This is a genomic window from Pseudonocardia sp. DxW (assembly GCF_058448985.1).
Genome location: NZ_JBZFLK010000007.1, coordinates 150666 through 176200, shown reverse-complemented (window position 1 = coordinate 176200; position 25535 = coordinate 150666). Strand labels below are relative to the sequence as shown.

General features: G+C 74.6%; 28 protein-coding genes. 14 read left to right on the top strand and 14 right to left on the bottom strand.

Translation table 11 applies throughout. From position 1 onward, the window contains the following. Positions 1-83: 83 nt before the first annotated feature. Positions 84-683: a G/U mismatch-specific DNA glycosylase gene (gene mug / locus ACVJO7_RS13220; protein ID WP_491673107.1), complete on the top strand. Its 600-nt coding sequence runs from the start codon at positions 84-86 to the stop codon at positions 681-683. On the opposite strand, the gene ACVJO7_RS13215 is transcribed toward mug, so the two are convergent. The 4 genes from ACVJO7_RS13215 to ACVJO7_RS13200 are packed head-to-tail and all read right to left on the bottom strand — an operon-like array spanning position 680 to position 2305. Beyond that, positions 680-859, bottom strand: a complete 180-nt coding sequence (locus ACVJO7_RS13215; RefSeq protein ID WP_491673106.1) for a hypothetical protein — start codon at positions 857-859, stop codon at positions 680-682. The two genes, mug and ACVJO7_RS13215, sit on opposite strands and share 4 nt — an antisense overlap. 29 nt (positions 860-888) lie before the next feature. After that, a complete protein-coding gene (locus ACVJO7_RS13210) occupies positions 889-1047 on the bottom strand; it encodes a hypothetical protein (protein ID WP_344030234.1) in 159 nt (52 codons plus the stop codon). 9 nt (positions 1048-1056) lie between these two features. After that, positions 1057-2037, bottom strand: a complete 981-nt coding sequence (gene ligD, locus ACVJO7_RS13205) for a non-homologous end-joining DNA ligase (RefSeq protein ID WP_491673105.1) — start codon at positions 2035-2037, stop codon at positions 1057-1059. A 7-nt stretch (positions 2038-2044) separates the two neighbouring features. Further along, the gene (locus ACVJO7_RS13200) at positions 2045-2305 is read right to left on the bottom strand and encodes a DUF2631 domain-containing protein (protein ID WP_491673104.1); all 261 of its coding nucleotides are present in this window, start codon (positions 2303-2305) and stop codon (positions 2045-2047) included. Between the two features lie 77 nt (positions 2306-2382). Here ACVJO7_RS13200 and dxr point away from each other — a divergent pair, with 77 nt between their 5' ends. The 8 genes from dxr to map all read left to right on the top strand — a co-directional run bounded on the left by dxr (position 2383) and on the right by map (position 10740). After that, positions 2383-3528 carry a 1-deoxy-D-xylulose-5-phosphate reductoisomerase gene (gene dxr, locus ACVJO7_RS13195; RefSeq protein WP_491673103.1) on the top strand — a complete coding sequence of 382 codons (1146 nt, stop codon included), beginning with the start codon at positions 2383-2385 and terminating at the stop codon, positions 3526-3528. Next, complete coding sequence (locus tag ACVJO7_RS13190; RefSeq protein WP_491673102.1) at positions 3525-4853, top strand: M50 family metallopeptidase; 1329 nt, start codon at positions 3525-3527, stop codon at positions 4851-4853. Before dxr ends, ACVJO7_RS13190 begins: the two co-directional genes overlap by 4 nt. Beyond that, positions 4850-5338 carry a phosphatase domain-containing protein gene (locus ACVJO7_RS13185; protein WP_344030249.1) on the top strand — a complete coding sequence of 163 codons (489 nt, stop codon included), beginning with the start codon at positions 4850-4852 and terminating at the stop codon, positions 5336-5338. The genes ACVJO7_RS13190 and ACVJO7_RS13185 overlap by 4 nt, the downstream gene beginning before the upstream one ends. A 61-nt stretch (positions 5339-5399) precedes the next feature. Further along, a complete protein-coding gene (ispG, locus tag ACVJO7_RS13180; protein ID WP_491673101.1) occupies positions 5400-6548 on the top strand; it encodes a flavodoxin-dependent (E)-4-hydroxy-3-methylbut-2-enyl-diphosphate synthase in 1149 nt (382 codons plus the stop codon). Between the two features lie 29 nt (positions 6549-6577). Beyond that, on the top strand, positions 6578-7411 hold the full coding sequence (locus tag ACVJO7_RS13175) for a GNAT family N-acetyltransferase (protein WP_344030255.1): 834 nt from the start codon (positions 6578-6580) through the stop codon (positions 7409-7411). A gap of 67 nt (positions 7412-7478) precedes the next feature. Next, complete coding sequence (locus tag ACVJO7_RS13170) at positions 7479-9317, top strand: penicillin-binding transpeptidase domain-containing protein (RefSeq protein WP_491673100.1); 1839 nt, start codon at positions 7479-7481, stop codon at positions 9315-9317. Positions 9318-9420: 103 nt separating this feature from the next. Beyond that, positions 9421-9807, top strand: coding sequence for a DUF3054 domain-containing protein (locus ACVJO7_RS13165; protein WP_344030266.1), 387 nt, complete (start codon positions 9421-9423; stop codon positions 9805-9807). A gap of 75 nt (positions 9808-9882) precedes the next feature. Next, the gene (gene map / locus ACVJO7_RS13160; RefSeq protein WP_491673099.1) at positions 9883-10740 is read left to right on the top strand and encodes a type I methionyl aminopeptidase; all 858 of its coding nucleotides are present in this window, start codon (positions 9883-9885) and stop codon (positions 10738-10740) included. 17 nt (positions 10741-10757) lie between these two features. Here the strand turns inward: map and ACVJO7_RS13155 are convergent, their stop codons facing one another. From ACVJO7_RS13155 to ACVJO7_RS13125, 7 genes are all read right to left on the bottom strand, one after another. Next, positions 10758-11222, bottom strand: a complete 465-nt coding sequence (locus tag ACVJO7_RS13155) for a peroxiredoxin (protein WP_344030272.1) — start codon at positions 11220-11222, stop codon at positions 10758-10760. A 78-nt stretch (positions 11223-11300) separates the two neighbouring features. Beyond that, the gene (locus ACVJO7_RS13150) at positions 11301-12119 is read right to left on the bottom strand and encodes a DUF1295 domain-containing protein (protein ID WP_491673098.1); all 819 of its coding nucleotides are present in this window, start codon (positions 12117-12119) and stop codon (positions 11301-11303) included. Continuing rightward, positions 12116-13477 carry a class I SAM-dependent methyltransferase gene (locus ACVJO7_RS13145; RefSeq protein ID WP_344030278.1) on the bottom strand — a complete coding sequence of 454 codons (1362 nt, stop codon included), beginning with the start codon at positions 13475-13477 and terminating at the stop codon, positions 12116-12118. Before ACVJO7_RS13145 ends, ACVJO7_RS13150 begins: the two co-directional genes overlap by 4 nt. Then, positions 13474-14769: a class I SAM-dependent methyltransferase gene (locus tag ACVJO7_RS13140; protein ID WP_491673203.1), complete on the bottom strand. Its 1296-nt coding sequence runs from the start codon at positions 14767-14769 to the stop codon at positions 13474-13476. Before ACVJO7_RS13140 ends, ACVJO7_RS13145 begins: the two co-directional genes overlap by 4 nt. 2 nt (positions 14770-14771) lie before the next feature. Further along, positions 14772-15557, bottom strand: coding sequence for a DUF1365 domain-containing protein (locus tag ACVJO7_RS13135; RefSeq protein WP_344030281.1), 786 nt, complete (start codon positions 15555-15557; stop codon positions 14772-14774). Beyond that, the gene (locus ACVJO7_RS13130; RefSeq protein WP_491673097.1) at positions 15554-16834 is read right to left on the bottom strand and encodes an NAD(P)/FAD-dependent oxidoreductase; all 1281 of its coding nucleotides are present in this window, start codon (positions 16832-16834) and stop codon (positions 15554-15556) included. The genes ACVJO7_RS13135 and ACVJO7_RS13130 overlap by 4 nt, the downstream gene beginning before the upstream one ends. A gap of 34 nt (positions 16835-16868) precedes the next feature. Beyond that, positions 16869-17600 carry an alpha/beta hydrolase gene (locus tag ACVJO7_RS13125; RefSeq protein WP_344030286.1) on the bottom strand — a complete coding sequence of 244 codons (732 nt, stop codon included), beginning with the start codon at positions 17598-17600 and terminating at the stop codon, positions 16869-16871. Between the two features lie 340 nt (positions 17601-17940). Between ACVJO7_RS13125 and ACVJO7_RS13120 the strand changes: the two genes are divergently transcribed. Further along, positions 17941-18750, top strand: a complete 810-nt coding sequence (locus tag ACVJO7_RS13120) for a lysophospholipid acyltransferase family protein (RefSeq protein ID WP_344030289.1) — start codon at positions 17941-17943, stop codon at positions 18748-18750. Position 18751: 1 nt separating this feature from the next. Here the strand turns inward: ACVJO7_RS13120 and ACVJO7_RS13115 are convergent, their stop codons facing one another. Then, a complete protein-coding gene (locus ACVJO7_RS13115; RefSeq protein ID WP_491673096.1) occupies positions 18752-20143 on the bottom strand; it encodes a mycothione reductase in 1392 nt (463 codons plus the stop codon). 53 nt (positions 20144-20196) lie between these two features. Here ACVJO7_RS13115 and ACVJO7_RS13110 point away from each other — a divergent pair, with 53 nt between their 5' ends. From ACVJO7_RS13110 to ACVJO7_RS13100, 3 genes are all read left to right on the top strand, one after another. After that, positions 20197-20664 (top strand): GNAT family N-acetyltransferase, encoded by a 468-nt coding sequence (locus tag ACVJO7_RS13110; protein WP_491673095.1) that lies wholly within the window; start codon positions 20197-20199, stop codon positions 20662-20664. A 1-nt stretch (position 20665) separates the two neighbouring features. Beyond that, positions 20666-21424, top strand: a complete 759-nt coding sequence (locus tag ACVJO7_RS13105) for an SDR family NAD(P)-dependent oxidoreductase (RefSeq protein ID WP_491673094.1) — start codon at positions 20666-20668, stop codon at positions 21422-21424. Between the two features lie 136 nt (positions 21425-21560). After that, entirely contained in the window at positions 21561-22004 is a 444-nt protein-coding gene (locus tag ACVJO7_RS13100; RefSeq protein ID WP_358482321.1) for a LapA family protein, read from the top strand. A gap of 48 nt (positions 22005-22052) precedes the next feature. Here ACVJO7_RS13100 and ACVJO7_RS13095 read toward each other — a convergent pair whose 3' ends face one another. Beyond that, positions 22053-23678, bottom strand: a complete 1626-nt coding sequence (locus ACVJO7_RS13095) for a DEAD/DEAH box helicase (protein WP_491673093.1) — start codon at positions 23676-23678, stop codon at positions 22053-22055. A gap of 293 nt (positions 23679-23971) precedes the next feature. On the opposite strand from ACVJO7_RS13095, the gene ACVJO7_RS13090 reads away from it, so the two are divergent. After that, positions 23972-24442, top strand: a complete 471-nt coding sequence (locus ACVJO7_RS13090) for a hypothetical protein (RefSeq protein WP_491673092.1) — start codon at positions 23972-23974, stop codon at positions 24440-24442. 12 nt (positions 24443-24454) lie between these two features. Here the strand turns inward: ACVJO7_RS13090 and yaaA are convergent, their stop codons facing one another. Next, the gene (gene yaaA / locus ACVJO7_RS13085) at positions 24455-25204 is read right to left on the bottom strand and encodes a peroxide stress protein YaaA (protein WP_491673091.1); all 750 of its coding nucleotides are present in this window, start codon (positions 25202-25204) and stop codon (positions 24455-24457) included. Positions 25205-25535: the final 331 nt, after the last annotated feature.

Sequence of the window (25535 nt, the reverse complement as noted above, 5' to 3'; positions counted from 1 at the left end):
GGGCGCGACGGCACGACGGCGCACCCACTCGGGTGGACCGGCCCGGCGGCGCGAACTGATCGGCGGCGTGCTGGACTGCCCCGATGGGACGCGCCGACGGTCACGATCCGGGGCCGTCCCGGGCCGAGCTCGAGCGGGCCCGCGACCGGACTATCCCCGACGTGCTCCCCGGCCCCGGCGACCCGCCGCTGCGGGTGCTGTTCTGCGGGATCAACCCGGGCCTGCTCTCGGCCGCCACCGGCCACCACTTCGCGCGGCCCGGGAACCGCTTCTGGCCGGTGCTGCACGACTCCGGGTTCACCCCGCGGCTGCTGCGTCCCGGCGAGCAGGGCGAGCTGGCCGGGCTCGGCCTGGGGATCACGAACATGGCGCCGCGGGCCACCGCCCGCGCCGACGAGCTCACCGACGACGAGCTGGTCGCCGGTGGCAGGCGGCTGCGCGAGCTGGTCGCGCGGCACCGTCCGGGATGGCTCGCGGTGGTCGGGATCGGCGCCCACCGGACCGCGTTCGGGCGCCGCGACGCCCGGGTGGGGGAGCAGCCCGACCGGCTCGGGGACACCGGGGTGTGGGTGCTGCCCAACCCGTCCGGGCTGAACGCGCACTGGAGCCGCGCGGCGATGGCCGCCGAGTTCGGCAGGCTGCGCGGGCGCGCCGGGGAGCCGGGGTCCGGCGCGCGCGGCTAGGAGGCCGGCGGCGTCGTCGCGCGCAGGAACAGCCCCACGCCGAACCCGACGACCAGGAACACCGGAACCCACCACCAGGTGTCGGTCAGCGTCCGGACGACGGCGCCGACCACCAGCCCGCCGCCGATGCCGTAGCCGAGCCGGTGCAGCTGGTTGCGGCGGTGCTCGTCGTCCATCCGCTGTCCCCTCCCGTTCGCGGTGCGGATCAGGCGGAGCCGCGCCGGTCGACCATCATCCCGATCAGGAGCCCGGCCAGCAGACCGAGCCCGGGGAACAGCCACCAGTTGCCGGACAGCACCGCGAGCGCGCCCCCGGCGAGCAGCCCGAACGCCACGCCCCACGCGATCCCCGGGTTCTCCTCCACGGCCCGGCCCTACGTGCCCGGATCGTCGAGGTCGGGCAGGTCGGGCAGGTCGGGCGGGCTGTCGCGGGCGTCCCGGTCGGCCCACTCCAGCAGCGGGTCGATCGGGAACGCGGAGTCGTCGATACCGGAGTGCAGGTCACCGAGCTCGGCGTAGCGGGCCGGCATCGTCGCGATCGTGAAGTCGCCGGGCTCGCAGGCGTCGATCTCGTCCCAGCGGACCGGCGCCGAGACCCGCGCGTCCGGGGTGCCGCGCACCGAGTAGGCACAGGCGATCGTGTGGTCGCGGGCGTTCTGGTTGTAGTCGACGAAGATCTTCGACGGGTCCCGGTCCTTGCGCCACCAGGACAGGTCGACGCGGTCGCAGCGCCGGCCGACCTCGCGGGCGAACGCATGCGCGGCCCGGCGGACGTCGGCGAACCCGTGATCGGCCGGGATCCGCACGTACACGTGCAGTCCGGCGCCGCCGGAGGTCTTCGGGTAGCCGGTCGCGCCCAGCTCGTCGAGCACCTCGTGCACCACACCGGCGACCCGCCGGACGTCCGCCCAGGACGACGACGGCATCGGGTCCAGGTCGATCCGCCACTCGTCGGGGGACTCGACGTCGGCGGCGCGGGAGTTCCACGGGTGGAACTCGACGGTGGACATCTGGACCGCCCAGATCACGTCGGCCAGGTGCGCGACGCACAGCTCGTCGGCGGTGCGCTGGTAGCGCGGGAAGTGCACGCGCACGGTGCGCACCCAGTCCGGCGCGCCGCGCGGCAGCCGCTTCTGGTGGACCTTCTCCCCGGTGACGCCGGTGGGGAAGCGGTGCAGCATGCACGGCCGGTCGCGCAAGGCGCGGACCACGCCGTCGCCGACCGCGGTGTAGTACGCGGCCAGGTCCCGCTTCGTCTCGCCGCGGGCCGGGAAGTAGACCCGGTCCGGGCTGGACAGCCGCACGACGCGGTCGCCGATCGTCAGCTCGACCGGCGCACCCGCATCGGTGGCCACGGCGGGATCAGTGGCGCCAGCTGCGCCGCTTGTAGATCGGGTGTGCGACGGCGCCGACCAGGCAGACCAGGGCCGGGACGCCCATGAAGAGGAACTCGGTCCAGCTGATCGGGTGCCCGATCGTGAACAGCAGCAGCGTGATCCCGACGAGACCGGCCGCGATCGGCAGCGCCTTGGTGAAGTTCTGGTGCCAGCCCCAGTCGACCGAGGGCTCCGCCTCGGGATCGACACCCGACCGGACCGCGACCTCGCGTGTGTTGCTCGCCACGTGCTTCCTCCCGTTACGTCCCGCCGCAGACCGGGGCCATCGTCGCACAGCGACCGCACCGGGGATGATGGGCAGTGATGAAGTCACTCGTCGTGGTGGGCAGCACCGGTTCGATCGGCACCCAGGCCCTCGATGTGATCACCCGCGCCGGCGGGTTCACCGTCTCCGGGCTGGCCGCGGGCGGGTCCGACGTGCCCGCGCTGGTCGCCCAGGTACGTGCGCACGACGTGCCCCGGGTCGCGGTGTCCGCGCGCGGGGCGGCCGCGCAGCTGCGGGCCGCGCTGCCCGGCGTCGAGGTGCTCGACGGCCCGGAGGCCGCCACCGAGCTGGTCACCGCCTGCGGCGCCGACGTCGTGCTGAACGGGGTCACCGGGTCCCGCGGGCTCGGCCCGACCCTGGCCGCGCTGGCGACCGGCGCCCGGCTGGCGCTGGCGAACAAGGAGTCGCTGGTCGCCGGCGGGCCGCTGGTGCTGGCGGCGGCGCAGCCCGGGCAGATCGTGCCGGTCGACTCCGAGCACTCGGCGCTGGCCCAGTGCCTGCGCGGCGAGCGGGCCACCGAGGTGGACCGGCTCGTGCTGACCGCGTCCGGCGGGCCGTTCCGCGGCCGCACCCGGGCCTCGCTCGCCGACGTCACCGTCGAGCAGGCGCTGCAGCACCCGACCTGGGCGATGGGCCCGGTCATCACGATCAACTCGGCGACCCTGGTCAACAAGGGCCTGGAGGTGATCGAGGCGCACCTGCTGTTCGGCATCGGCTACGACCGGATCGACGTCACCGTGCACCCGCAGTCGATCGTGCACTCGATGGTCACCTTCGCCGACGGTTCGACGATGGCCCAGGCGTCCCCGCCGGACATGCGGCTGCCGATCGCGTTGGCGCTGGGCTGGCCGGACCGGCTGCCCGGTGCGTCCACCCCCTGCGACTTCACCCGGGCGCAGAGCTGGACCTTCGAGCCGCTCGACGACGACGCGTTCCCCGGCGTCCGGCTGGCCCGCGCCGCCGGGAGCGCCGGGGGCTGCCTGCCCGCCGTGCTGAACGCCGCGAACGAGGAGCTCGTCGAGGCGTTCGTGCGCGGCCGGATCGGCTATCTCGGGATCACCGACCTGCTCGCCGAGGTCCTGGAGGCGGCCGACGTCTGGACGGGTGACCCGGCTACCGTTGCGGACGTGCTGGCGGCGGAGGAATGGGCCCGCGCCCATGCGAGGGAGAAGGCGGGTTCGTGACCATCTTCTGGACGATCGTCGGGATCGCGATCTTCTTCGTCGGGTTGCTGATCTCGATCGCCTGGCACGAGCTCGGGCACTTCGCGACCGCCCGCTGGTTCGGCATCAAGGTGCCCGAGTTCATGGTCGGCTTCGGCCGGACGGTCTGGTCGGTCCGCCGCGGCGAGACCGAGTACGGGATCAAGGCGATCCCGCTCGGCGGCTACGTCCGGATGATCGGGATGCTGCCCCCGGCGCCGGGCCGTGGCCGGCTCGGCCGCAGCCGGCGCACCGGGCCGTTCCAGGGCCTGATGGACGACGCCAGGGCCCAGTCCCAGATGGACGTGCGGCCCGAGGACGCCGACCGACAGTTCTGGACCCGCTCGCCGTGGAAGCGGATCGTCGTCATGTTCGCCGGGCCGTTCATGAACCTCATCCTCGCGGTCGCGCTGTTCGCGACGGTGCTGATGGGCGTCGGGACGTTCCAGGTCGGCACCCAGGTGGCGGCGGTCAACGAGTGCGTGGTGCCTGCGGCGGTCGTCGCCGAGCAGGAGGCGCCGCCGGCCGAGTGCCCGGCCGGTGCCCCGCCCACCCCGGCGCTGGCCGCCGGCATCCAGCCGGGTGACCGGATCGTCGCCTTCGACGGCCGTCCGGTCGCCGAGAACGCCGGGCCCGGCCTGCAGGAGTCGATCCGGGCGTCGTCCGGGCCGATGCCGATCACCGTCGAGCGCGGCGGGCAGCAAGAGAACCTGACCGTCGACGTCATCGACAACACCCTCGCCGACCTGAACCCGCGCAACCGCGGCCAGACGGTGACCGCCGGCTTCCTCGGCGTGGAGCTGAGCCAGGGCTACTACCGGCTCGGGCCGGACCAGGTCGTCGAACGGGTCGGCGAGATGATCACCGGCACCGCCGAGGCGATCACCCAGATCCCGGCCCGGGTGCCCGCGCTGTTCGGCGCGGCGTTCCTCGGCGAGGAGCGGGCCCAGGACAGCCCGATGGGCGTGGTCGGGGTGTCCCGGATCGGCGGCGAGATCCTGTCCCAGGAGGGCGTGCCCTGGCAGGACAATCTCGGGCTGTTCCTCAGCATGCTGGCCGCGGTCAACATCTCGTTGTTCCTGCTCAACCTGCTGCCGATCCCGCCGCTGGACGGCGGCCAGATCGTCCCGGCGATCTGGGAGTCGATCAAACGCAACACCGCGCAGGCGCTCGGCAGACCCGATCCCGGGCCGGTGGACGCGGCGAGACTGCTGCCCTTCGCCTACGTGTTCGTACTCGTGTTCCTGGGCTTCAGCCTGATGGTCGCGGTCGCCGACATCGTCAACCCGGTGCGGATCTTCGGATGAGCCCGGAGCACGACCTCCGGCCGCTGGCGGTGTTCGACATCGACGGCGTACTGGCCGACGTCTCGCACCGGCTGCACTTCCTCGACGTGCACCGGTGGGAGAAGTTCTTCGCCGCCGCGCACGCCGATCCGCTGCTGGAGGAGGGTGCCCAGCGGCTGGCGGCGGCGCTGGAGCGCTACGACGTCGTCTACCTGACCGGGCGCCCGGAGCGGAACCGGCGGCTCACCGAGGACTGGCTGGCCGGGTTCGGCCTGGCCACCGGGCCGCTGTACATGCGGCCCGACGACGACCACCGCCCGGCCCGCTACGTCAAGCGCGAGGTGCTGCGCCGGCTCGCGCGGGACCGGGAGATCGCGATGATCATCGATGACGACCCGGCCGTCGTGCGGGTGCTGGCCGACGACGGCTGGCCGGTCGAGCTGGCCACCTGGCTGCCGCACTCGTCGACCCTGCAGGACGCCCAGGAGAAGCACGGCCGCACCTGACCGGGGTGCGTCCGCTCACCGGGAACGGCGGCCCGCCCGCGGCGATGGGATAGTGGTGGTCGTGAGCGTCTCCCTGGGTATGCCGTCCGCGCCAGCCCCGACCCTCGCCCCGCGGCGCAGGACCCGTCAGCTGCAGGTCGGCCCGGTCGGTGTCGGTTCCGAGCACCCGATCTCCGTGCAGTCGATGACGACCACCCTGACCTCCGACATCAACGCGACGCTGCAGCAGATCGCCGAGCTGACCGCGTCCGGCTGCGACATCGTGCGGGTGGCCTGCCCGTCCGCCGACGACGCCGAGGCACTGCCCGCGATCGCCAAGAAGTCGCAGATCCCGGTGATCGCCGACATCCACTTCCAGCCGAAGTACGTGTTCGCCGCGATCGAGGCCGGCTGCGCGGCCGTCCGGGTCAACCCGGGCAACATCCGCAAGTTCGACGACCAGGTCAAGGAGATCGCCCAGGCGGCCAAGGACCACGGCACCCCGATCCGGATCGGGGTCAACGCCGGCTCGCTGGACAAGCGGCTGATGGACAAGTACGGCAAGGCCACCCCGGAGGCGCTCGCCGAGTCCGCGCTGTGGGAGGCGGGCCTGTTCGCCGAGCACGACTTCCACGACATCAAGATCTCGGTGAAGCACAACGACCCGGTCGTCATGGTGCGCGCCTACGAGCTGCTCGCCGAGCAGTGCGACTACCCGCTGCACCTGGGCGTCACCGAGGCCGGGCCGGCGTTCCAGGGCACCATCAAGTCGGCGGTCGCGTTCGGCGCGCTGCTGCGCCAGGGGATCGGCGACACGATCCGGGTCTCGCTGTCCGCGCCGCCGGTCGAGGAGATCAAGGTCGGCCAGCAGATCCTGGAGTCGCTGAACCTGCGCCCGCGCCGGCTGGAGATCGTGTCCTGCCCGTCCTGCGGGCGTGCCCAGGTCGACGTCTACAAGCTCGCCGACGAGGTCACCGCCGGTCTGACCGGCATGGAGGTGCCGCTGCGGGTGGCCGTCATGGGCTGCGTCGTGAACGGGCCGGGGGAGGCCCGCGAGGCCGACCTCGGGGTCGCCTCCGGCAACGGCAAGGGCCAGATCTTCGTCAAGGGCGAGGTCATCAAGACGGTCCCCGAGCACAAGATCGTGGAGACCCTGATCGAGGAGGCCATGCGGCTCGCCGAGGAGATGGGCGAGACCGTCCCGGGCGAACCACAGGTGACGGTCGGCTGATCGTTGTACGGCGTGGCATCATGAGTCACGTGCTGAGGGTGGCCGGTGCACGGCTTCTCGACGATCGTCACCGCTCCGGGGTGCACGACGTGCTGGACGCCGACCCCGTCGCCTCCTGCATGGTCGCGGCGCGGGTCGAAGCGGTCGGTCTGGACCCGTGGCGGCTGGGCGGGGAGCTGTGGTCGCACGGCGGCCCGGCCGAGGGGCTCTGCTTCTCCGGGGCGAACCTGGTGCCGCTGCGCGGTGAGCGGTCCGCGCTGCGCGCGTTCGCCGACCGGGCCCGGCGCGCCGGCCGGGCCTGCTCGTCGCTGGTCGGCCGGGCCGAGCTGGTGCTGCCGATGTGGGACGAGCTGTCCTCGGTCTGGGGGCCCGCCCGCGAGGTCCGCCCGGACCAGCCGCTGATGACGCTGACCGGCATGCCCGCCGTCCCGCCGGACCCGCAGGTGCGGCCGGTCCGGATCGAGGAGCTGGACCGCTACCTGCCCGCCGCGGTCGCGATGTTCACCGAGGAGGTCGGCGTGGACCCGCGGGACGGCGACGGCGGCGCCGGCTACCGCGCCCGGGTCGCCGAGCTGATCACCTCCGGCCGGGCGTTCGCCCGGTTCCAGGACGGCGAGGTCGTGTTCAAGGCCGAGATCGGCGCGCTGTCCCGGCAGGTCGGGCAGATCCAGGGGGTCTGGGTGCACCCGGCGTGGCGCGGGCACGGGCTCGGCACCTCGGGCACCGCGTCGGTCGCGGTGGCGCTGGGGGCGATGGGGCGCTGCGCCAGCCTCTACGTCAACGCGTTCAACTCGCCCGCCCGCGCCGCCTACCGGCGGGTGGGGTTCACGCAGGTCGCGCAGTTCGCGACCGTCCTGTTCTGAGCCGCGGCGCCGCGGTGAGCGGTGCCGTCCTGCCGGTGTAATCCCCGGCCCGTCATACTCGGCGACCGTGCTGCGCTCCCTGCGGAACCGACCGGTCGTGCTCGCCGTGGTGATCGCCGTCCTGGCGACGGCCGGGGTGGTCGTCGCACTGTGGCGCCCCTGGGACGGCGCGGGCACCGCCGCGGAGCGCTACATCACCGCGTGGGCGGCCGGCGACGCCCCCGCCGCGGCGGGGCTGACCAGCGACCCGGAGGCCGCCGGGGCCTACCTGGAGCGGGCCCGCACCGACCTGGACGCGACGTCGATGACGGCCCGGGTCACCGGCACCCGCACCGACGACGACCGGGCCACCTCGACCGTGCAGGTCGACTGGGACCTGGGGCAGGGCCACCGCTGGGCCTACACCCTGGAGCTGCCGCTCCTCGCCGCGCCGGGGACGGCGGCGAACGACACCGGCTGGGCCGTCGACTGGTCGCCTGCCGCGTTCGCGCCGGGCCTCGGCGACGGGCAGCGCCCGGTCGCCCGCACCGTGAACGCCGAACCCGCCCCGGTGCTCGACGCCTCCGGGGCGACCCTGCTGGCGCCCGTCCCGGTCGTGTCGGTCACCCTCGACCGCAGGCAGGGTGATCTCGCGCGGACGGCGTCGACGCTCGGCGCGGCACTTGGCGACGTCGACCCCGCGATCACCGCGCGGAGCATCACCGACGGCGCGAACAACACCCCGGAGGACCAGGCGTACACCGTCGTCGTGCTGCGCGAACCCGACTACGACCGGGTCCGCGACCGGATCGAGGACCTGTCCGGGGTGCGGTTCGTCCGCTCCACCCGGCTGCTGCCGCCGGACTCCGGGTTCGCCGGCCAGGTGATCCAGGGTGCGCGCACCGAGATCGACCGGGCCGCCGGGGGGACCCCGGGCTGGTCGGTCGACGCGGTCGGGGCCGACGGTGCCACCGCGTCGTCGCTGACCGGAGCGCCGCCCGCACCCGGGCAGCCGGTCACCCTGGAACTGGACCGCACCGTGCAGGACGCCGCGCAGGACGCCGTGGACGGCGAGTCGCGGCAGGCGATGATCGTCGCGGTCCGGCCGTCGACCGGGGCGGTGCTCGCGGTCGCCCAGAACGCCGCTGCCGACCGGGACGGCACGCTCGCGCTGACCGGCCGCTACCCGCCGGGCTCCACCTTCAAGATGGTGACCGCCTACGCGGCGATGCCGGCGGAGAACCTGACCCCGCAGACGCCGGTGGAATGCCCCGGCACCACGGTGATCGACGGCCGCACCATCCCCAACGAGGACTCGTTCGTGCTGGGCACCGTCCCGCTGCAGCAGGCGTTCGCCCGCTCCTGCAACACGACGTTCTCCCGGCTCGCGCTCGGCCTGCCGCCCGAGGGCCTCCCCGAGGCGGGCCGGGAGCTCGGCTTCGGCGCGGACTGGACGATCCCCGGCATGACGACGATCACCGGCTCGGTCGACGCCGCCACCGACGACCTGCAGCGTTCCGTCGACGGCATCGGGCAGGGCGACGTGCTGGCCTCCCCGTTCGGGATGGCGCTGGTGTCGGCCACGATCGCGCACGGCGCACCGGTCACCCCGGCGCTGATCCGCGGCCTGCCCACCGAGGCGACGATCGCCCCCGGCACCCCGGACCCGGCCGTGCTCGACCAGCTCCGGCCGATGATGCGGTCCGTCGTCACCTCCGGCACCGCGACCGCGGCGAACGGGCAGGGCGAGGTGTTCGGCAAGACCGGCACCGCCGAGTACGCGGGCCCGGACGGCACCAACCGCGCACACGGCTGGTTCACCGGCTACCGCGGCGACCTGGCGTTCGCGACGCTGATCGTGGACGGCGGCTCGTCCGGCCCGGCCGTCCAGCTCTCGTCCCGGTTCCTGGCCGACGTGCCCCGCTGATCACCGATCCGGAACCGGGACGTCCGCCGGGCGACCGTCCCGGTTCCCGATCCGCGATCACGGCCGGGGGAGCACTCTTGCCCCGGCGCCTACCCTGGTCGGCGTGCACCCGAGCCGGATCCCCGCCCTGGCGCTCGCTGCCGACCTCGTCGCGGTCGTGGTGTTCGCCGCCGTCGGCCGGATCAGCCATGCCGAGTCGGACAGTCTCGTCGGCCTCGCCGGTACCGCGCTGCCGTTCCTGATCGGCGCCGGGGTCGCCTGGGCGACACCCTGGGTGCGTGCCTCGCCGGCGTCGCTGTGGGCCGGGTCCGTGGTGCTCGCCTGCACGGCGGGCATCGGGTTCGCGCTGCGGCTGGGCTTCCTCGGGCGGCTGCCGCTGTCGTTCGCGGTCGTCGCCCTGGTGTCACTGGCGGTGCTGCTGCTCGGCTGGCGCGGGCTGTCCGGCGTGGTGGCCCGGCTGCGCGGCCCCCGGGAGCCGTCCCACGGCTGACCGGGACGGGCCCGTCCCGGGGGTCACACCCCGCGGCCCGGTCGGCACCGCGCGGCGAGGCATACCATGGAACGCATGGCCACCCGCACGTTGCTCGTCCCCGGCACGCCGACCCCGATCCGCGAGGTGCCGGCCCACATCCCGCGGCCGGAGTACGTCGGCAAGCCGTCCCCGGCGCGCAGCCGCCGCGGCGACGTGCAGACGCCGGAGACGATCGAGCTCATGCGGCACGCCGGCAAGGTCGCCGCCGAGGCGCTGCGGCTGGCCGGGGAGGCCGTCCGCCCCGGCGTCACCACCGACGAGATCGACCGCGTGGTGCACGAGTTCCTGATCGACTCCGACGCCTACCCGTCGACGCTGGGCTACCGCGGCTTCCCGAAGTCCTGCTGCACCAGCCTCAACGAGGTCATCTGCCACGGCATCCCGGACACCACCGTGATCAACGACGGCGACATCGTGAACGTCGATGTCACCGCCTTCGTCGGCGGCGTGCACGGCGACACCAACGCCACGTTCCTGGCCGGGGACGTCGCCGAGGAGCCGCGGCTGCTGGTCGAGCGCACCCGCGAGGCCACCATGCGGGCGATCAAGGCGGTCCGCCCGGGCCGCGAGCTGAACGTCGTCGGCCGGGTCATCGAGTCCTACGCCAAGCGCTTCGGCTACGGCGTCGTCCGCGACTTCACCGGGCACGGCATCGCCCACGAGTTCCACTCCGGGCTGGTCGTGCTGCACTACGACGAGCCCGACGTGCACACCGTCCTCGAGCCGGGGATGACCTTCACCATCGAGCCGATGATCACCCTCGGCGGGATCGAGCACGACACCTGGGACGACGACTGGACCGTGGTCACCCAGGACAGGTCCTGGGTCGCCCAGTTCGAGCACACCATCGTCGTCACCGACGACGGCGCGGAGATCCTGACCCTGCCCTGAGTTCGCACCCACCCGCCTCAGGCGGCGCGGCGCTCCCGCAGCACGGCGAGCGCGTCGTCGGCGTGCCGGGTCATCGCCGTCTCGGAGCCGATCTCGGCCAGGATCCGGCGGTCGGTGTCGATCACGAACGTCCGCCGCCGGGTGTGGAAGTTGCCCGGCAGCCAGGCCCGCCACGCGCCGAACGACTTCGCCACGGTGTGCTCGGCGTCGGACAGCAGCGGGAACGACAGCGCGTTGGCGGCGGCGAACATGCCCTGCTTGTCGACCCGGTCGCTGGAGATCCCGACCGGCTGCGCGCCCAGCTCGGCGAACTCCGCGGCCAGGTCCCGGAAGTGGCACGCCTCCTGGGTGCAGCCGCTGGTCATCGCGGCGGGGTAGAAGAAGAGCACCACCGGACCGGCGGCGAGCAGGCTGCTCAGCCTGCGCGGGGTGCCGGTCTCGTCCTGCAGTTCGAAGTCGGTCGCGAGATCGCCGACGGCCATGGTCTCTCCTCGTCGCGGATGGGGACTCACCCGGTGTTCGTCCCGGCGCGGGGCTCCGGTTCGATGATGATCAGTTTCTCATCCCGCACGGTGCGGCGCCCGCGGAGGAAGCGGGAGGAACCCGCTGGTCCGGCGGACGTAGTCGGCGTAGCCGGGCCGCCGCCCGGCGATGTCGCGCTCCAGCAGCGCCGCACCGGTGCCGCGCACCAGGTTCACCGTGATCGCGGCGACGCCGACCAGCCCGACCAGCCCGGCCGGGTGGTGCAGCGCGAGGATGCCCAGCCCCCACCACACGCAGGCGTCGCCGAAGTAGTTCGGATGCCGGGTGAAGCGCCACAGCCCGGTGTCGAGCACGGCGCCGCGGTTCGCCGGATCGGCGGTGAACCGGGCGAGCTGGGCGTCGCCGACGGTCTCGAAGCCGAACCCGACCGCCCACACGAGTACGCCGGCCACCGTCACGACCAGCCCCCAGCCGCCGACGGCGCCGTAGGCGGCGACCTGGACGGGCAGCGACACCAGCCACATCACCGCGCACTGGGTCAGGTAGACCTTCCGGAACGCGGTGCCCGGCGACCGGGCGAGCAGCTCGACGTAGCGCCGGTCCTCACCGCGGCCGCGGTTGCGGCGGGCGATGTGCCAGGCCAGCCGGCCGCCCCAGAGCGCGACGAGCAGCACCACCAGCCAGCGCCGCCAGGCCGGGCCCGCCGGATCCAGCACCGTCGCCGACACCGCGGTGACCAGCGCGACCAGGACGAACCCGAGCCCCCAGAGGACGTCCGCGCCGTCGTGCCGCCCGCGCCGCACGCCGATCGCATACCCGGCCACGGCCAGCACCAGGACCGCGGCCGCGGTGATCGCCAGGTTCGCACCCCAGGCCGCCCACGGGAACGGCGTCACCGGAGGGTGACCTGCCCGGGCGCGGCGGCCGCGCCGTCCAGGGCCGGATCGAGCCCGAGCACGCCGGTGCGGCTGCGCGGCAGCCCGGACGCGCCGTCCGGGCCGGGTCGCACGGCGAGGATCTGGTGCACGCCCATCCGGTTCTGCTCGAACGCCAGCGCCGCCCCGGCCAGGTACAGCAGCCAGATCCGCCACTGCTCCTCGCCGATCATCCGGGTCGCGGTCTCCCGGTGCCGCTGCAGCGTGTCCAGCCACGGCCGGACGGTCCACACGTAGTGCTCGCGCAGCGAGTGCACGTCGACGATCTCGTGCCCGGCCCGCTCCAGGAAGCCGAGCGTCTCGCCGAGCGGGCGCATGTACATGTCCGGCGCCACGTAGGACTCCATGAAGGCGCCGCCGCCCGGGGCGGTGTTCGCGCCGGCCGCGCCGCGCGACATCTGCTGCAGCAGCAGCCGTCCCTGCGGGCGCAGCATGCGGTGCAGCTGCGCGGCGTAGACCGGGTAGTTGTCCTGCCCGACGTGCTCGCCCATCTCGATCGACGCGACCGCGTCGAACTGCTCGGCCGGGATCTGCCGGTAGTCCTGCAGCCGGATCTCCACCCGCTCGGACAGGCCGGCCCGGCGGACCCGCTCCACGCCGTAGTCGCGCTGCTGCGCGGACAGCGTGACGCCGGTGGCGTGCACGCCGTAGTGCTCGGCGGCGTGCACCAGCAGCGACGCCCAGCCGCAGCCGACGTCGAGCAGCCGCATCCCGGGCCCGAGGCCGAGCTTGCGGCAGATCAGGTCGAGCTTGTCGCGCTGGGCGTCGACGAGGCCGTAGTCGGGGCCCTCCTCGCGGGTCCAGTAGCCGCAGGAGTAGGCCATCTGCGGGTCGAGCAGGAAGGCGTAGAACTCGTTGGACAGGTCGTAGTGGTGGCTGATCGCGGCCCGGTCCCGGCCGCGGGTGTGCAGCCGGCCGCCGATCCGCGCCTCCGAGGCGGGCGGCCGCGGCGGCGGCCCGACGGCGCCGAGCCGGGCGGCGGTCCGGACCGCCGCCAGCTTCTGCCGGCCGGACGGGCGCACCGCGCCGGAGCCGGGCCGGGCGAGCGCCCAGAACCGGGACAGCCCGTCCGCGACGTCGCCGTCGACGGACAGGTCGCCGGAGACGAAGGCGCGGGCCAGGCCGAGCTCGCCGGGCGCCCACAGCAGCCTGCGCAGCGCGCGCCGCCGGTGGACGACCACGGTGGGCGGGTCCGGGTCCTCGGCGGTGCCGCGGTGGCCCGCCTCGCTGCCGTCCCAGGCGCGCAGCCGGACCGGCAGCGGGGCGCGCAGCACGTCCTCCAGCAGGGCGGCGAGCCGGTCGGCGGCGGTGGCGCTCACGAGGACACCCCCGGGCGGCGCTGCAGCGAGAACTGGAAGACGTCGAGGTAGCCGACCCGGAAGCCGGCCTCGCAGTAGCCCAGGTAGAACTCCCACATCCGGCGGAAGGTCTCGTCGAAGCCGAGCGCGGCGACGTCCTCCCAGCGGTCCAGGAAGTCCCGCCGCCAGTGCCCCAGGGTGCGGGCGTAGTCGTAGCCGAGGCTGCGCCGCTCGGTGACCCGCAGGCCGGTGTCGGCGGCCAGGTTCTGCTCGATCGAGGTGACCGAGGGGATCAGGCCGCCGGGGAAGACGTACTTGTGGATCCAGGTGTAGTCGTCCTTGGAGACGACCATCCGCTCGTGCGGCATGGTGATCGACTGCAGGCCGACCCGGCCGCCCGGGGCGAGCAGCCGGTCCAGCGCGGCGAAGTAGGTGGGCCAGTAGTCCTCGCCGACCGCCTCCACCATCTCCACCGAGACGACGGCGTCGTAGCTGCCGCGCGCCTCCCGGTAGTCGCGCAGCAGCACCTGCACCCGGTCGGCGACGCCGGCCTCGGCGATCCGCCGCTCGGCGAGGTCCTTCTGCTCCTGGGAGATGGTCAGCGTGGTCACCCGGGCGCCGCGCTGCGCGGCGCGCGTCGCGAGGCCGCCCCAGCCGGTCCCGATCTCCAGCACGTGCATCCCGTCCCGGACGCCCGCCATGTCCAGGATGCCGTCCATCTTGCGCTGCTGGGCGAGCACCAGGTCGTCGGAGCCATCGGCGAACCAGCCCGAGGAGTACGACATGGTCTCGTCGAGGAACAGCGCGAACAGCTCGTTGGACAGGTCGTAGTGGCGGTGGATGTTCTCCCGGGACCCCTCCAGCGAGTTGCGCTCCTCGCGGGGCTGGCGGGCCTCGGCGAAGCGCCGCCCGAGCCGCTGCAGCGCGGGCGGGACCAGCGTGGACAGCCGGGCCGCGAACGGCGTCAGCAGGCCGTGCAGGTCGGTGGTCGTCCAGTCGCCGACCATGTAGGACTCGCCGAACCCGATCTTGGAGTTCGCGCCGAGCCGGGCGAAGAACGCGGCGGGCCGCTCGATCCGCATGACCGGGCTGTCCGGTCCGCCCGCGCCGAGCCGCTCGCCGCCGGGCAGCACCACCCGCACCGGCAGGCTCCGGACCGCGTTGCGGAACAGCGACTCGGCGATCTGCGCCTTGACCGGTGCCGACGGCGGTGTCGCCAGGCCGGGCCAGACCCCCTCGTCGGGGCGCGGCACGGCGTGCGCGCGGCGCCGCCCGTTCCGGGCCGGTCCGGTCACCGGCACGTCGTGCTGCATGGTCATCGGGTGATCCCTTCCTCGTCGACGATCTGGTGTGGAGGGTGTTCGGCGGGCGGCGCCGGACGGTTCTGCGGCGGTCCGGTGGGGCGCGGCACGATCGGCAGCCTGCGCAGCCACAGCGCGATGCCGTGCAGCCGGATCAGCAGCGAGGTGCGGCGGGTGACCAGCGGCCTGCGCAGCACGCTGCGGACGATCTCCCGGGTGGTGGCCGGCCGGCGGGTGCCGGTCAGCGTCGCGGCCAGCGCGGGCCGCCCGTCCTGGTGCAGGGTGACCGCGACGGCGAGCCGCTCGCCGGGCGGCGGGAGCGACATCGTGTAGTGGCCGCGCACCTCCAGGAACGGCGAGACGTAGAAGTCCTTGTCGGCGCCGGCCCGGCCCCGCTCGTCCGGCCGCAGCAGGTAGCAGTGCCGTCCGCCGTAGGTGTTGTGCACCTCGGCGACGACGCAGGCGAGGCTGCCGTCGGCGCGATGGCACCAGAACACCGAGATCGGGTTGAACACGTGGCCCAGCTCGCGGGCGTGCGCGAGCATCAGCACCCGGCCGCCCGCCAGGTCGACGCCGTGCCCGGCGAGCAGCTCGTCGACGTTCTCCCGGATGCTGCGGGCCGGGTCACCGAGATGGTCCTCGGCCCGGAACCGGGCGAACGGGCGCAGCCAGAACGGCAGCTCGGGCAGCGCGTCCAGGTCGACCAGCCACAGCTGGGTGGGGTGCGCGAACGCGGTCCGCAGGTCGCGGTGCCGGGCGTGCCGCACCTGCGCGTCGTAGATGGCGGGCGCCGGGGTCACCGGGCGTCCCAGCCGGCCCCGAGCGCGGCGGCGGCGCGCACGCCGGACGCGCAGCCGTCCTCGTGGAAGCCCCAGCCGTGGTAGGCGCCCGCGAACGCGGTGACCGGCGTGTTCAGCTCCGGCAGCCGGCGCTGCGCGGCGACCGAGTCCGGTGTGTACACCGGATGCTGGTAGCTCATCCGGGCGACGACGGCCGCCGGATCGACCCGGCCCGCCGCGCCCAGGGTGACGACCCAGTCGTCCGGGTCGGTGAGCCGCATCAGCCGGTTCATGTCGTAGCTGACCAGCACCGGGGCGTCCGGGTCGGGGGAGCAGGCCGGCTTGAGGTAGTTCCAGGACGCCCGCGCGCCCGCGGTCCTGGGCAGCAGCGAGGTGTCGTGGTGCAGCCAGGTCTCGTTGCGCGAGTAGGTGAACGCGCCGAGCACGTCCCGCTCGGCCGCGGTGGCGTCGTCGCCGAGGATCCGCAGCGCCTGGTCCGGGTGGGTGGCGACGACGACCTTGTCGAACCCGGCGACACCGCCGGCGTCGTCGGTGACCTCGACCCCGGCCGGGGTCCGCAGCAGGGCGCGCACCGGGGTCCCGGTCCGCACCGCCGGGAGCTGCTTGACGATCCGGTCCACGTAGGACCGGGAGCCGCCGGTCACGGTGCGCCACCGCGGGGAGCCGCCGATCGCGAGCATCCCGTGGTGGTCGAGGAAGGTGAACAGGTAGCGGGCCGGGTAGTCCAGCGAGAGCGTCGCGCCCGCCGACCACACGCAGGACACCACCGGGATCATGAAGTGGTCGACGAAGTAGCGGGAGTAGCCGCCGATCGCCAGGAACGCGCCGAGCGTGACGTCCCCGGCCAGCTCGTCGTGCAGCACCCGCCGGGCGTGCCGGTGGAAGCGGGTCACCTCGGCGAGCATCCGCAGGTACTGCGGCCGGGCCAGGTTCGACGCCTGCGGGAACAGCCCGCCGATCCGGCGGGCACCGGCGTACTCCAGCCCGCAGCCGTCGCACCGGACCGACATCGACATGTCGGACTCCTGGGTGGCGACGCCGAGCTCGCCGAACAGCCGCAGCAGGTTCGGGTAGGTCCGGTCGTTGTGCACGATGAAGCCGGTGTCGACGGCGGTGATCCCGCCGTCGGAGGTGGTGAGCTCGTGGGTGTGCGCGTGCCCGCCGGGCCGGTCGTCGGCCTCGTACAGGGTGACGTCGTGGGTTCCCGCGAGCAGGTGCGCGGCGGTCAGGCCGGACACCCCGCTGCCCACCACCGCGACGGTCGGGCGACCGGTCATCGTCTCGCTCCTGTCCGTGTCGGGCACCGGCGGCTCACCGGTGCGCCGGTCCGAGGGCGACCCGCAGCCCGGCGGGCGCGGGTTCCGTCATGGCGTTCGAGACGACCGGGTCCGGGGGTTCGGCCCCGAGCTCGCCGAGCACGAACCGGCGCACCAGCGCCGTCCAGTCCGCGGCCCGGCGGAGCATCGCGTGCCCGTCGCCGTGCACGTCGAAGCGCGCCACCCGGCCGGTGACCTCGCGGGCCCGCAGCGCGTAGGCGTACGACGCGGCCGGATCGGTCATCCGCTCCCGGTCGCCGTGCGCGATCAGCACGGCCCGCCCGGCCAGCTGCGCGACCGGGTCGGTGCCGTCCAGCCAGGGCGCCAGCGCGCAGACGGCGACCACGCCGGGGGCGCCGGCGGCCCGCAGCACGGCCCGCCCGCCCATCGAGTGCCCGACCAGGACGACCGGGCGTCCGGGATGGCGGTCGGTCAGCTCCCGGACCGCCCACCGGACGTCCTGGAGGGCGTCCATCGCGGGGCCGTTCCAGCCGCGCACCCGGTAGCGGAGCAGATGGGTGGCGATCCCGGTGCCCAGCGCGGTGCGGTACCCCCGCCCGGCGCGCTCCACAGCGCGGGCGAACGGCGACATCCGCCGGTACGCCAGGCCGCGCCGGCGGGCCGGTGCCGTCGAGTGCGCCCGCCCGCCGTGCGCGACCAGCAGCACCCCGGCCGGTTCCGGGCGGGCCCGGCCCACCGTGTCCAGCTGCGGCGTCGGGTCGGGCACGGTTCACCTCTCGGGGCCGGGTGCGGATGTCACGGGTGGTTCGTCCGGCGGGCCGCCGACGGCCCGGTGGTTGGGACCGGCATCACACCGGCAGTGGTGGACCGCGGCCCCGTGACTCGGTGGGATGCGGGAGGCACGGTCCCCGGCGGCCGCACCGGTTCCGTGGGAGTACGGACGCGGCGCGGCCGGACGGGTCGCAGGATCACCCCAGGTGGGGCGCCGCGACCGTGGTGCGCCGCCGGAATCATCACCCGGCCCGGTGGATCCGGCGACCGGGGAGCGACGAGGATGTGGGGCGTCCCCGGCCCGGCCGGGGACACCGGACGCGAGGAGCGCAACGATGGGCATGCCACCGGAGCTGACGGTGCGGCAGCGGATCGCGGCGACGCTGCGCCGCCGGCGGCGCGGGTCGGGATTCTGGTTCGGCCTGGCGATCGCGGTCATCTGGCCGTTCGTGCTGTGGGGCACCCGGCCGGGCTGGCGGGGCGGCGAGCACCTGCCGCGGACCGGCGGCGCGCTGCTGGTCGCCAATCACGTCTCGTTCTCCGACCCGATCTTCGACATCGCCTTCGGCACCACGCACGGCCGGATGCCGCGGTTCATGGCGAAGTCGGAGCTGTGGAGCGTGCCGGTGGTGAAGTGGGTGCTCGGCGGGGGCGGGCACATCCCGGTGTACCGGGCGTCGAAGCGGGCGGCCGAGTCGTTCGCCGGCGCGATCGACGCCCTGGAGCGGGGCGAGATCGTCGCCGTCTACCCGGAGGGCACCTACACCGCCGACCCGGACGGCTGGCCGATGAAGCCCAAGAACGGCGTCGCCCGGATCGCGCTGCGCTCCGGCGCGCCGGTGATCCCGATGGCCAACTGGGGCACCCAGGACTTCCTGCCCGCCGAGGGGCGGCCGCGCTTCCGCCCGCGCAAGCGGATCGGCATCGCCCTCGGCCCGCCCGTCGACCTGTCGGAGTTCGAGGGGAAGCCGCTGACCCGCAGCACCCTGGACGCCGCCACCAGGAAGATCATGGACGAGGTCACCACGCTGCTCGAGCAGATGCGCGACGAGACCCGCCCGGCCACCCCGTACGACCCGGAGCTGGGTGGGCGCGGCGGGTCCCCGGGGGAGCCGGTGGATCCGGCCGAGCGCGCGGCGAGCTGACTCAGATCTCCAGGCCGAGCAGGGCGTTCTCGACGACCTCCGGCAGCGCCGGGTGGATCCAGTACTGCTGGGTCGCCAGCGCCCGCGCGTCCTGCCCGAACACCATCGCCTGGATCAGCTGCTGGATCAGGGTGGACGCCTGCGGCCCCAGGATGTGCGCGCCGAGCAGCCGCCCGGTGCCCTTCTCCGCGACGATCTTGCAGAGCCCGGTGCGGTCCTCCATGGCCCAGCCGTAGGCGACGTCGCCGTAGTTCTGCACCTTCACCGTGACGTCCAGGCCCTGCTCGCGGGCCTCGGACTCGGTGAGCCCGACGGCGGCGATCTGCGGCTCGGTGAACACCGCGGACGGGACGAGATCGTGGTTGGTCGCGCGCAGCTCGGCCGGGTTGCCCAGGTTGTGCCCGACGATCTTGGCCTCGTGGTTGGCGACGTGCTTGAGCTGGTGCGGCGAGCTGACGTCGCCGAGCGCCCACACGTTCTCGGCGGAGACGCTGCGCTGGAACTCGTCGACGGCGACCCGGCCGTCGGCGTGCACGGTGATCCCGGCCCGGTCCAGGTCCATCCGGTCCCCGTTCGGGATCCGCCCGGTGGCGACCAGCAGGGTGTCGGCGACGACCTGCGAGCCGTCGTCGAGGGTGATCGTGACCTCGCCGCCCCCGCCCGTCCCGTCGCCGGACAGCGCGGTGGCCTGGCGGCCGAGCCGAACGTCCCAGCGGGCGGCGGCGATCTCGGTGAAGCGCTCGGAGATCGTGTCGTCGAGATGGCGCAGCAGCCGTGGGCCGCGGGCGATCACGGTGACCTCGGCGCCGAGCGCGGAGAACACGTGCGCGAACTCGCTGCCGATGAAGCCGCTGCCCAGGATCGCGAGCCGGCGCGGGACGGCGTCGATCCGCATCACGGTGTCCGAGGTCTCGAACGGCACCCCGGAGGCGGCGACCACCGGCGGGATGCTGGGCCGGGAGCCGGCGGCGATCACCACCCGGTCGGCGGTGACGACCTCGGTGCCGGAGCCGTCGGTCCGGTCGACGGCGAGCTCGCGCTCCCCGGTGAACCGGGCGTGCCCGAAGTACACGGTGACGTTCGGGCTGCGCTCGACCCGGTACTCACGGCCGCCGGCGGAGATCGGGTCGATCCGGCCGAACACCCGGTCCCGGATGTCGGTCCAGCGGATCTTGTCGATGCTCGCGTCGACGCCGTAGGTGTGCGCGTGCCGGACGGTCTCGGCGACGTCGGCGGCGTAGACGTACATCTTGGTCGGGATGCAGCCGACGTTGAGGCAGGTGCCGCCGAACACCCCGTGCTCGACCAGCGCCACGTCCAGCCCGGCGAACCGCTCGTCCAGGAAGGTGTTGCCGGAGCCGGTGCCGATGACGACCAGATCGTGGTGGGACACACCGCGAGGCTAACCGCTTCCGTGGCGGCTCCGCGGTCTGGTACCCAGGGGCGGTGACCGTGCACACCCCGGGCGCCACGGTGCGCCGCAGCTGGGCGCCCGATCTCGACACCGGCACCCTCTACGCGCTGCTCGCGCTGCGCACCGAGGTGTTCGTCGTCGAGCAGGAATGCCCCTACCAGGAGCTCGACGGCCGCGATCTGGAACCGCGGACCCGGCACTACTGGCTGGCCGCCGAGCGCGGCGACGACGTCGAGATCCTCGCCACCCTCCGGCTGCTGAAGGAGCCCGGCGGCGGCTACCGGATCGGGCGGGTCTGCACCCGGTCCGACGCCCGCGGCCGCGGCCTCGGGCACCGGCTGATGGACGCCGCGCTGGCCGAGGTCGGCGACGGGCACTGCGCGCTCGACGCCCAGCAGGCGCAGACCGCCTTCTACCGGCGGCACGGGTTCGACGTCGCGGGGGAGCCGTTCGTCGAGGACGGGATCCCGCACGTCCCGATGGTCCGGTCGCGGGCCTGAGGTGGGCGAGTTCGACGGCCTGGTGGCCCTGGTGACCGGCGGCGCGTCCGGGATCGGGGCCGCCGTGGCCCGGCGGCTCACCGCCGACGGCGCCCGGGTGGCGGTGCTCGACCTGGACGTCGGCGAGGTCCCCGCGGGGACCGTGGGGTTCGCCGCCGACGTCACCGACGACGGCTCGGTGCGCCGCGCCGTCGACGCCGTCGTCGACCGGTGGGGCCGGCTCGACGTGCTGGTGAACAACGCCGGGATCGGCGCGCAGGGCACCGTCGCCGACAACCCGGACGACGAGTGGATGCGGGTCCTGGACGTCAACCTGCTCGGCGTCGTGCGCACCACCCGCGCCGCGCTGCCCGCGCTGCGCCGGTCACCGGCGGCCGCGGTGGTGAACACCTCGTCGATCGCGGCGACCGCCGGCCTGCCGCAGCGCGCGCTCTACAGCGCCAGCAAGGGTGCGGTGCTGGCGCTCACCCGGGCGATGGCCGCCGACCACCTCGGCGAGGGGATCCGGGTGAACTGCGTCGATCCCGGCACCGCCGACACCCCGTGGATCGGCAGACTGCTGGCCGCCGCCGACGACCCGGCCGCCGAGCGGGCCGCGCTGGAGGCCCGCCAGCCGCACGGCAGGCTGGTCACCGCCGACGAGGTGGCCGGCGCGGTCGCCTACCTGGCCAGCCCGCGCTCGGGATCGACCGCGGGGACCGCGCTCGCCGTCGACGGCGGGATGCAGGACCTCCGGCTCCGGCCGCGTCCGGCGGGCTGAGCGACCCGGGACCGTCGTTGCCCCGAACGGCCGCACCGCCGGATCGGGTCGCGATCATGCTCGCGCGTCGGCACCGGCACCGGTGCGTCGTGCGCGATACTCCCGCGTGACCACGACCGGGAGGGGCGGAGTTCGGATGAGCGACGAGCGACGGGGCGAGCGGCCCGCGTGGGGCCGGGTCGGGCCGGAGGACCCCACCGCGGACCCGGCGACGCATCCCGCGCTGCGGGTCCCGGAGCCGTCGACCGAGCTGGAGCCGTCCGAGCAGCCGACGGTCGCGGTGCCCACCGACGGATCGCAGCCCGCCGGCGACGACAGCACGACGGTGCGCCGCTCCATCCCGCACAGCCGCACCGGCGGGCTGTGGGCGGCGCTGATCCTCTCCGCCGTCGTGCTGATCTTCCTGCTGATCTTCATCGTGCAGAACACGACGCCGGTGGTGATCAACTTCCTGTGGCTGAGCGGCACCCTGCCGACCGGGGTGGCGCTGCTGTTCGCGGCGGTCGCCGGGATCCTGCTGGTCGCGGTCCCGGGGACCGGGCGGATCCTGCAGCTCCGCCGGGAGGCCCGGAAGCACTAGGCTCCCGGGCCGCCCCGGAGGCACCGGCGATCGTCCGCCGGCCGGGTGTCAGCGCCGACGGCCGCGCCCGCGGCCCTTGGCCGGTGCGGGCTGCTGGCTGCGCGGGGTCGGGATCGGCTCGCCGGACGGCTCCCGCGACCCGGTGACCCGGACCAGGTCCGGATGCCCCGGCCCGACCCGGGCCACCTCGGGCTTCCCCCCGGCCTGCCGGGTGAGGGTGTCGACCTCGGCCTTCTGCTCCGGCGTCGCCAGCGTGACGACCACGCCGTCCTCACCGGCCCGCGCGGTGCGCCCGGCGCGGTGCAGATACGCCTTCGGGTCGGCCGGCGGGTCGACGTGCACGACCAGGCCGACGTCGTCGATGTGGATGCCGCGGGCGGCGACGTCGGTGGCGACCAGCACCGGCACCTCACCGGAGCGGAAGTCGTCGAGCGCCCGGTTGCGCTGGTTCTGCGAGCGCCCGCCGTGCAGCGGCCCGGCGGCGACCCCCTGGCGGCGCAGCACCCGCACCATCCGGTCTGCGCCGTGCTTGGTGCGCACGAACAGGATCGTCCGGCCCTCCCGGGCGGCGATCTCGGCGACCACCCGGGCCCGGTCGTCCGGACCGACGACGAGCACGTGGTGCTCCATCGTGTCGACGCTCGCCGTCGCCGGGGCGACCGAGCGGGTCACCGGGTCGGTCAGGTAGCGGCGGACGAGCGCATCGACGTCGCCGTCCAGGGTCGCGGAGAACAGCAGCCGCTGGCCGTCGGACGGGGTGCGGTCCAGGATCGAGCGGACCTGCGGCAGGAAGCCCATGTCGGCCATCCGGTCCGCCTCGTCGAGCGCGGTGACGGTGACCTCGGACAGGTCGCAGGTGCCCTGCTGGAGATGGTCGGTGAGCCGGCCCGGGGTGGCGACCAGCAGATCGACCCCGCGCCGCAGCTCGGCGACCTGCTTGGACATCGACAGCCCGCCGACGATCGTGGCGAGCCGCAGGTTCGCCGGCCCGGCCAGCGGGGTCAGGACGTCGACCACCTGGGCGGCCAGCTCGCGGGTCGGCACCAGGACCAGCCCGAGCGGGGCCCGCGAGCGGGCCCGCTCACCGGTCAGCCGGGCGAGCAGCGCCAGCCCGAACGCGAGCGTCTTGCCGGAGCCGGTCTGGCCGCGGCCGAGCAGGTCGCGCCCGGCCAGGGTGTCCGGCAGGGTGGCCGCCTGCACCGGGAACGGTGCCGTGAAACCCTCGGCGGCCAGCGCCTTCACCAGGGACTCGGGCAGACCGAGCTCGGCGAACGACGGCATGCCCGACTCGGGGGCCGTCCACTGGACGTCCGCGGTGCCGGTGGTGCTCGCCGGGGCGGCCGGCCCGCGGGACTGCTGCGGCGCGCCGGAGCCCTTACCGCGGCGCCGCCGGTTCGGACGGCCGGCCCGGGCCGGTGCGTCGCCGCCGCGGTTGCCCTCGGTGCGGGGGCCGTGCGCGGCGCGCGGGTGCTCGGCGTCGGTGCGGCGGCCGCCGCGGGAGCCGCGTCCGGGGCGCTCGCCGCCGGCCGCGGCGCGGTCGGCACGGGGCCGCTCGCCGGCCGGGGCCGCCGATGCGGTCGCCCCGGCGGGCCGGGTGGCCCGGCGGCGGGACGGCCGCGCGTCGGTGGTATGACCCGCGTCGGACGACGGCGGGCGGAACTGGGGCCTGGTCACAGGTCTCCTCGCGTGACGTGGCACGTCCTGCGGAGACCTCGGAAGCGGGTGCTCGGCCGACGGGCCCGGGCGCGGCTGGGCGTCCTCGCTGCGCGCGCTCCGTGATGGGAAGGCTCGGCCCGGCAGCTGGGTGGCCGGGCACTCGTGAGATCAGCGTACGCCCCGTGGCGCGCGCCGCATCCGGCGGTGCCGCAGGACGTCTGACATCTGTCACGGCTGCTCCGTGCAACGCTGCGGTGAACGGGTGACAACCGGACGTTCCGGGTGAACGCGACGCCCGGCACGATGGCGTCATGATCGAGCAGCTGAACGCGTTCGTCGACACCCTGCACCCGGTGGTGCAGGTGCTCGCCGTGCTGGTGATCGGGATCGTGCCGTTCCTGGAGTCCTACGCGGGCGCCGGGATCGGGGTCGTGGCGGGGATGCCGGTGGCGCTCGCGGTGACGGCGGCGGTGGTCGGCAACCTGATCGCACTGGCCGTCGCGGTCTGGCTGGGGGACCGGGCCCGGCGGGGCCTGACGAACGGCACGGCGAAGCCGCAGAGCGGGCGGCGCCGCAAGCTGCTCGCCCGCGTCGACCGCTACGGCGTGCCGATCGCCTCGCTCGCCGCCCCGAACCTGCTGGCCATCTCGATCACCGCGTTCGTGATGGTCGCGGCCGGGCTGAACCGGCAGCAGGTGATCATCTGGCAGGTGGTCACCGTCGTCGTCTGGGGGATCGCCTTCGGCGCGCTCGCGCTCGGTGCGGTCAATGCGCTCAGCTGACCGGGGCCGGTCTCAGGCCGGGATCACCAGGTCCAGGTGGTCGCCGGTGCGTTCCACGACGTGCCCGGCTCGGCGGGCGATCCGGGCGACGGCCCCGGCATCGGCCGGCTCGGCTCGCGAGGTCGCCAGCAGCCGCGCCAGCCCGCCCTTGTGCGACTTGTTGTGGTGGCTGACCACCGACCGCGAGCCGTCCGGGCGCTCGGCCAGCACGTTCACCGTCACCGCGCCCGGCACCGCCCCGAGGGCCGCGTAGCCGCCGGAGCGCAGATCGACCACCAGCTCACCGCCCGCGGTCCGGCCGAGCAGCGGATCCAGCACCGGCCGCCAGCGCGCGGCGAGCGTCCCCGCACCGGGCAGCTTCGAGCCCGCCGAGAGCCGATAGGCCGGGATCGGGTCGTCGGCACCGAGCAGCCCGAACAGCGCCGAACAGACCGCCAGCCTGCCTCGGGCCCGGTCCCGGGTCGCCCGGGTCAGCGAGCCGGCGTCGAGCGCGTCGTAGAGCACACCGGTGTAGCGGTCCAGCGCGGGCAGTGTCGGCGAGCTCCACAGCGCGGCGTTGCGCTCGATCTCGGCGTCCTGACGCTGTGACACGCCCAGCGCGGCCCGGGCGGCCGGGACGTCCGCGGCCAGCGCGACCAGCTCGTCGCAGAGCTCCTTGCGGGCCGCGCCCAGCTCGGCGTCGTGGGACAGCGCGGCCAGATCCAGCGGGGCACCGTCCCCGCCGGGGCGCTTGGTCTCCGAGGGCGGAAGCAGCACGAGCACGGGTCGCCACCCTAGTGGCCCGGCGGACGGCCCCGGCGCGCACGGGACACCGCCGCCGGCGGGGCCGTGTCACCCCGCCCGACCGGCGCCGTGTCACCCCGCCCGACCGGCGCCGTGTCACCCCGCCCGACCGGGGCCGTGTCATCGCGCCCGACCGGGGCCGTGTCACCCCGCCCGACCGGGGCCGTGTCATCGCGCCCGACCGGGGCCGTGTCATCGCGCCCGACCGGGGCCGTGTCATCGCGCCCGACCGGGGCGTTGTGCCGGACGGAGTACCGGACTAGGTTTCCGGGCGTGACCTGCCTCGTGGCGCGCCTCCACGTCGACTTCA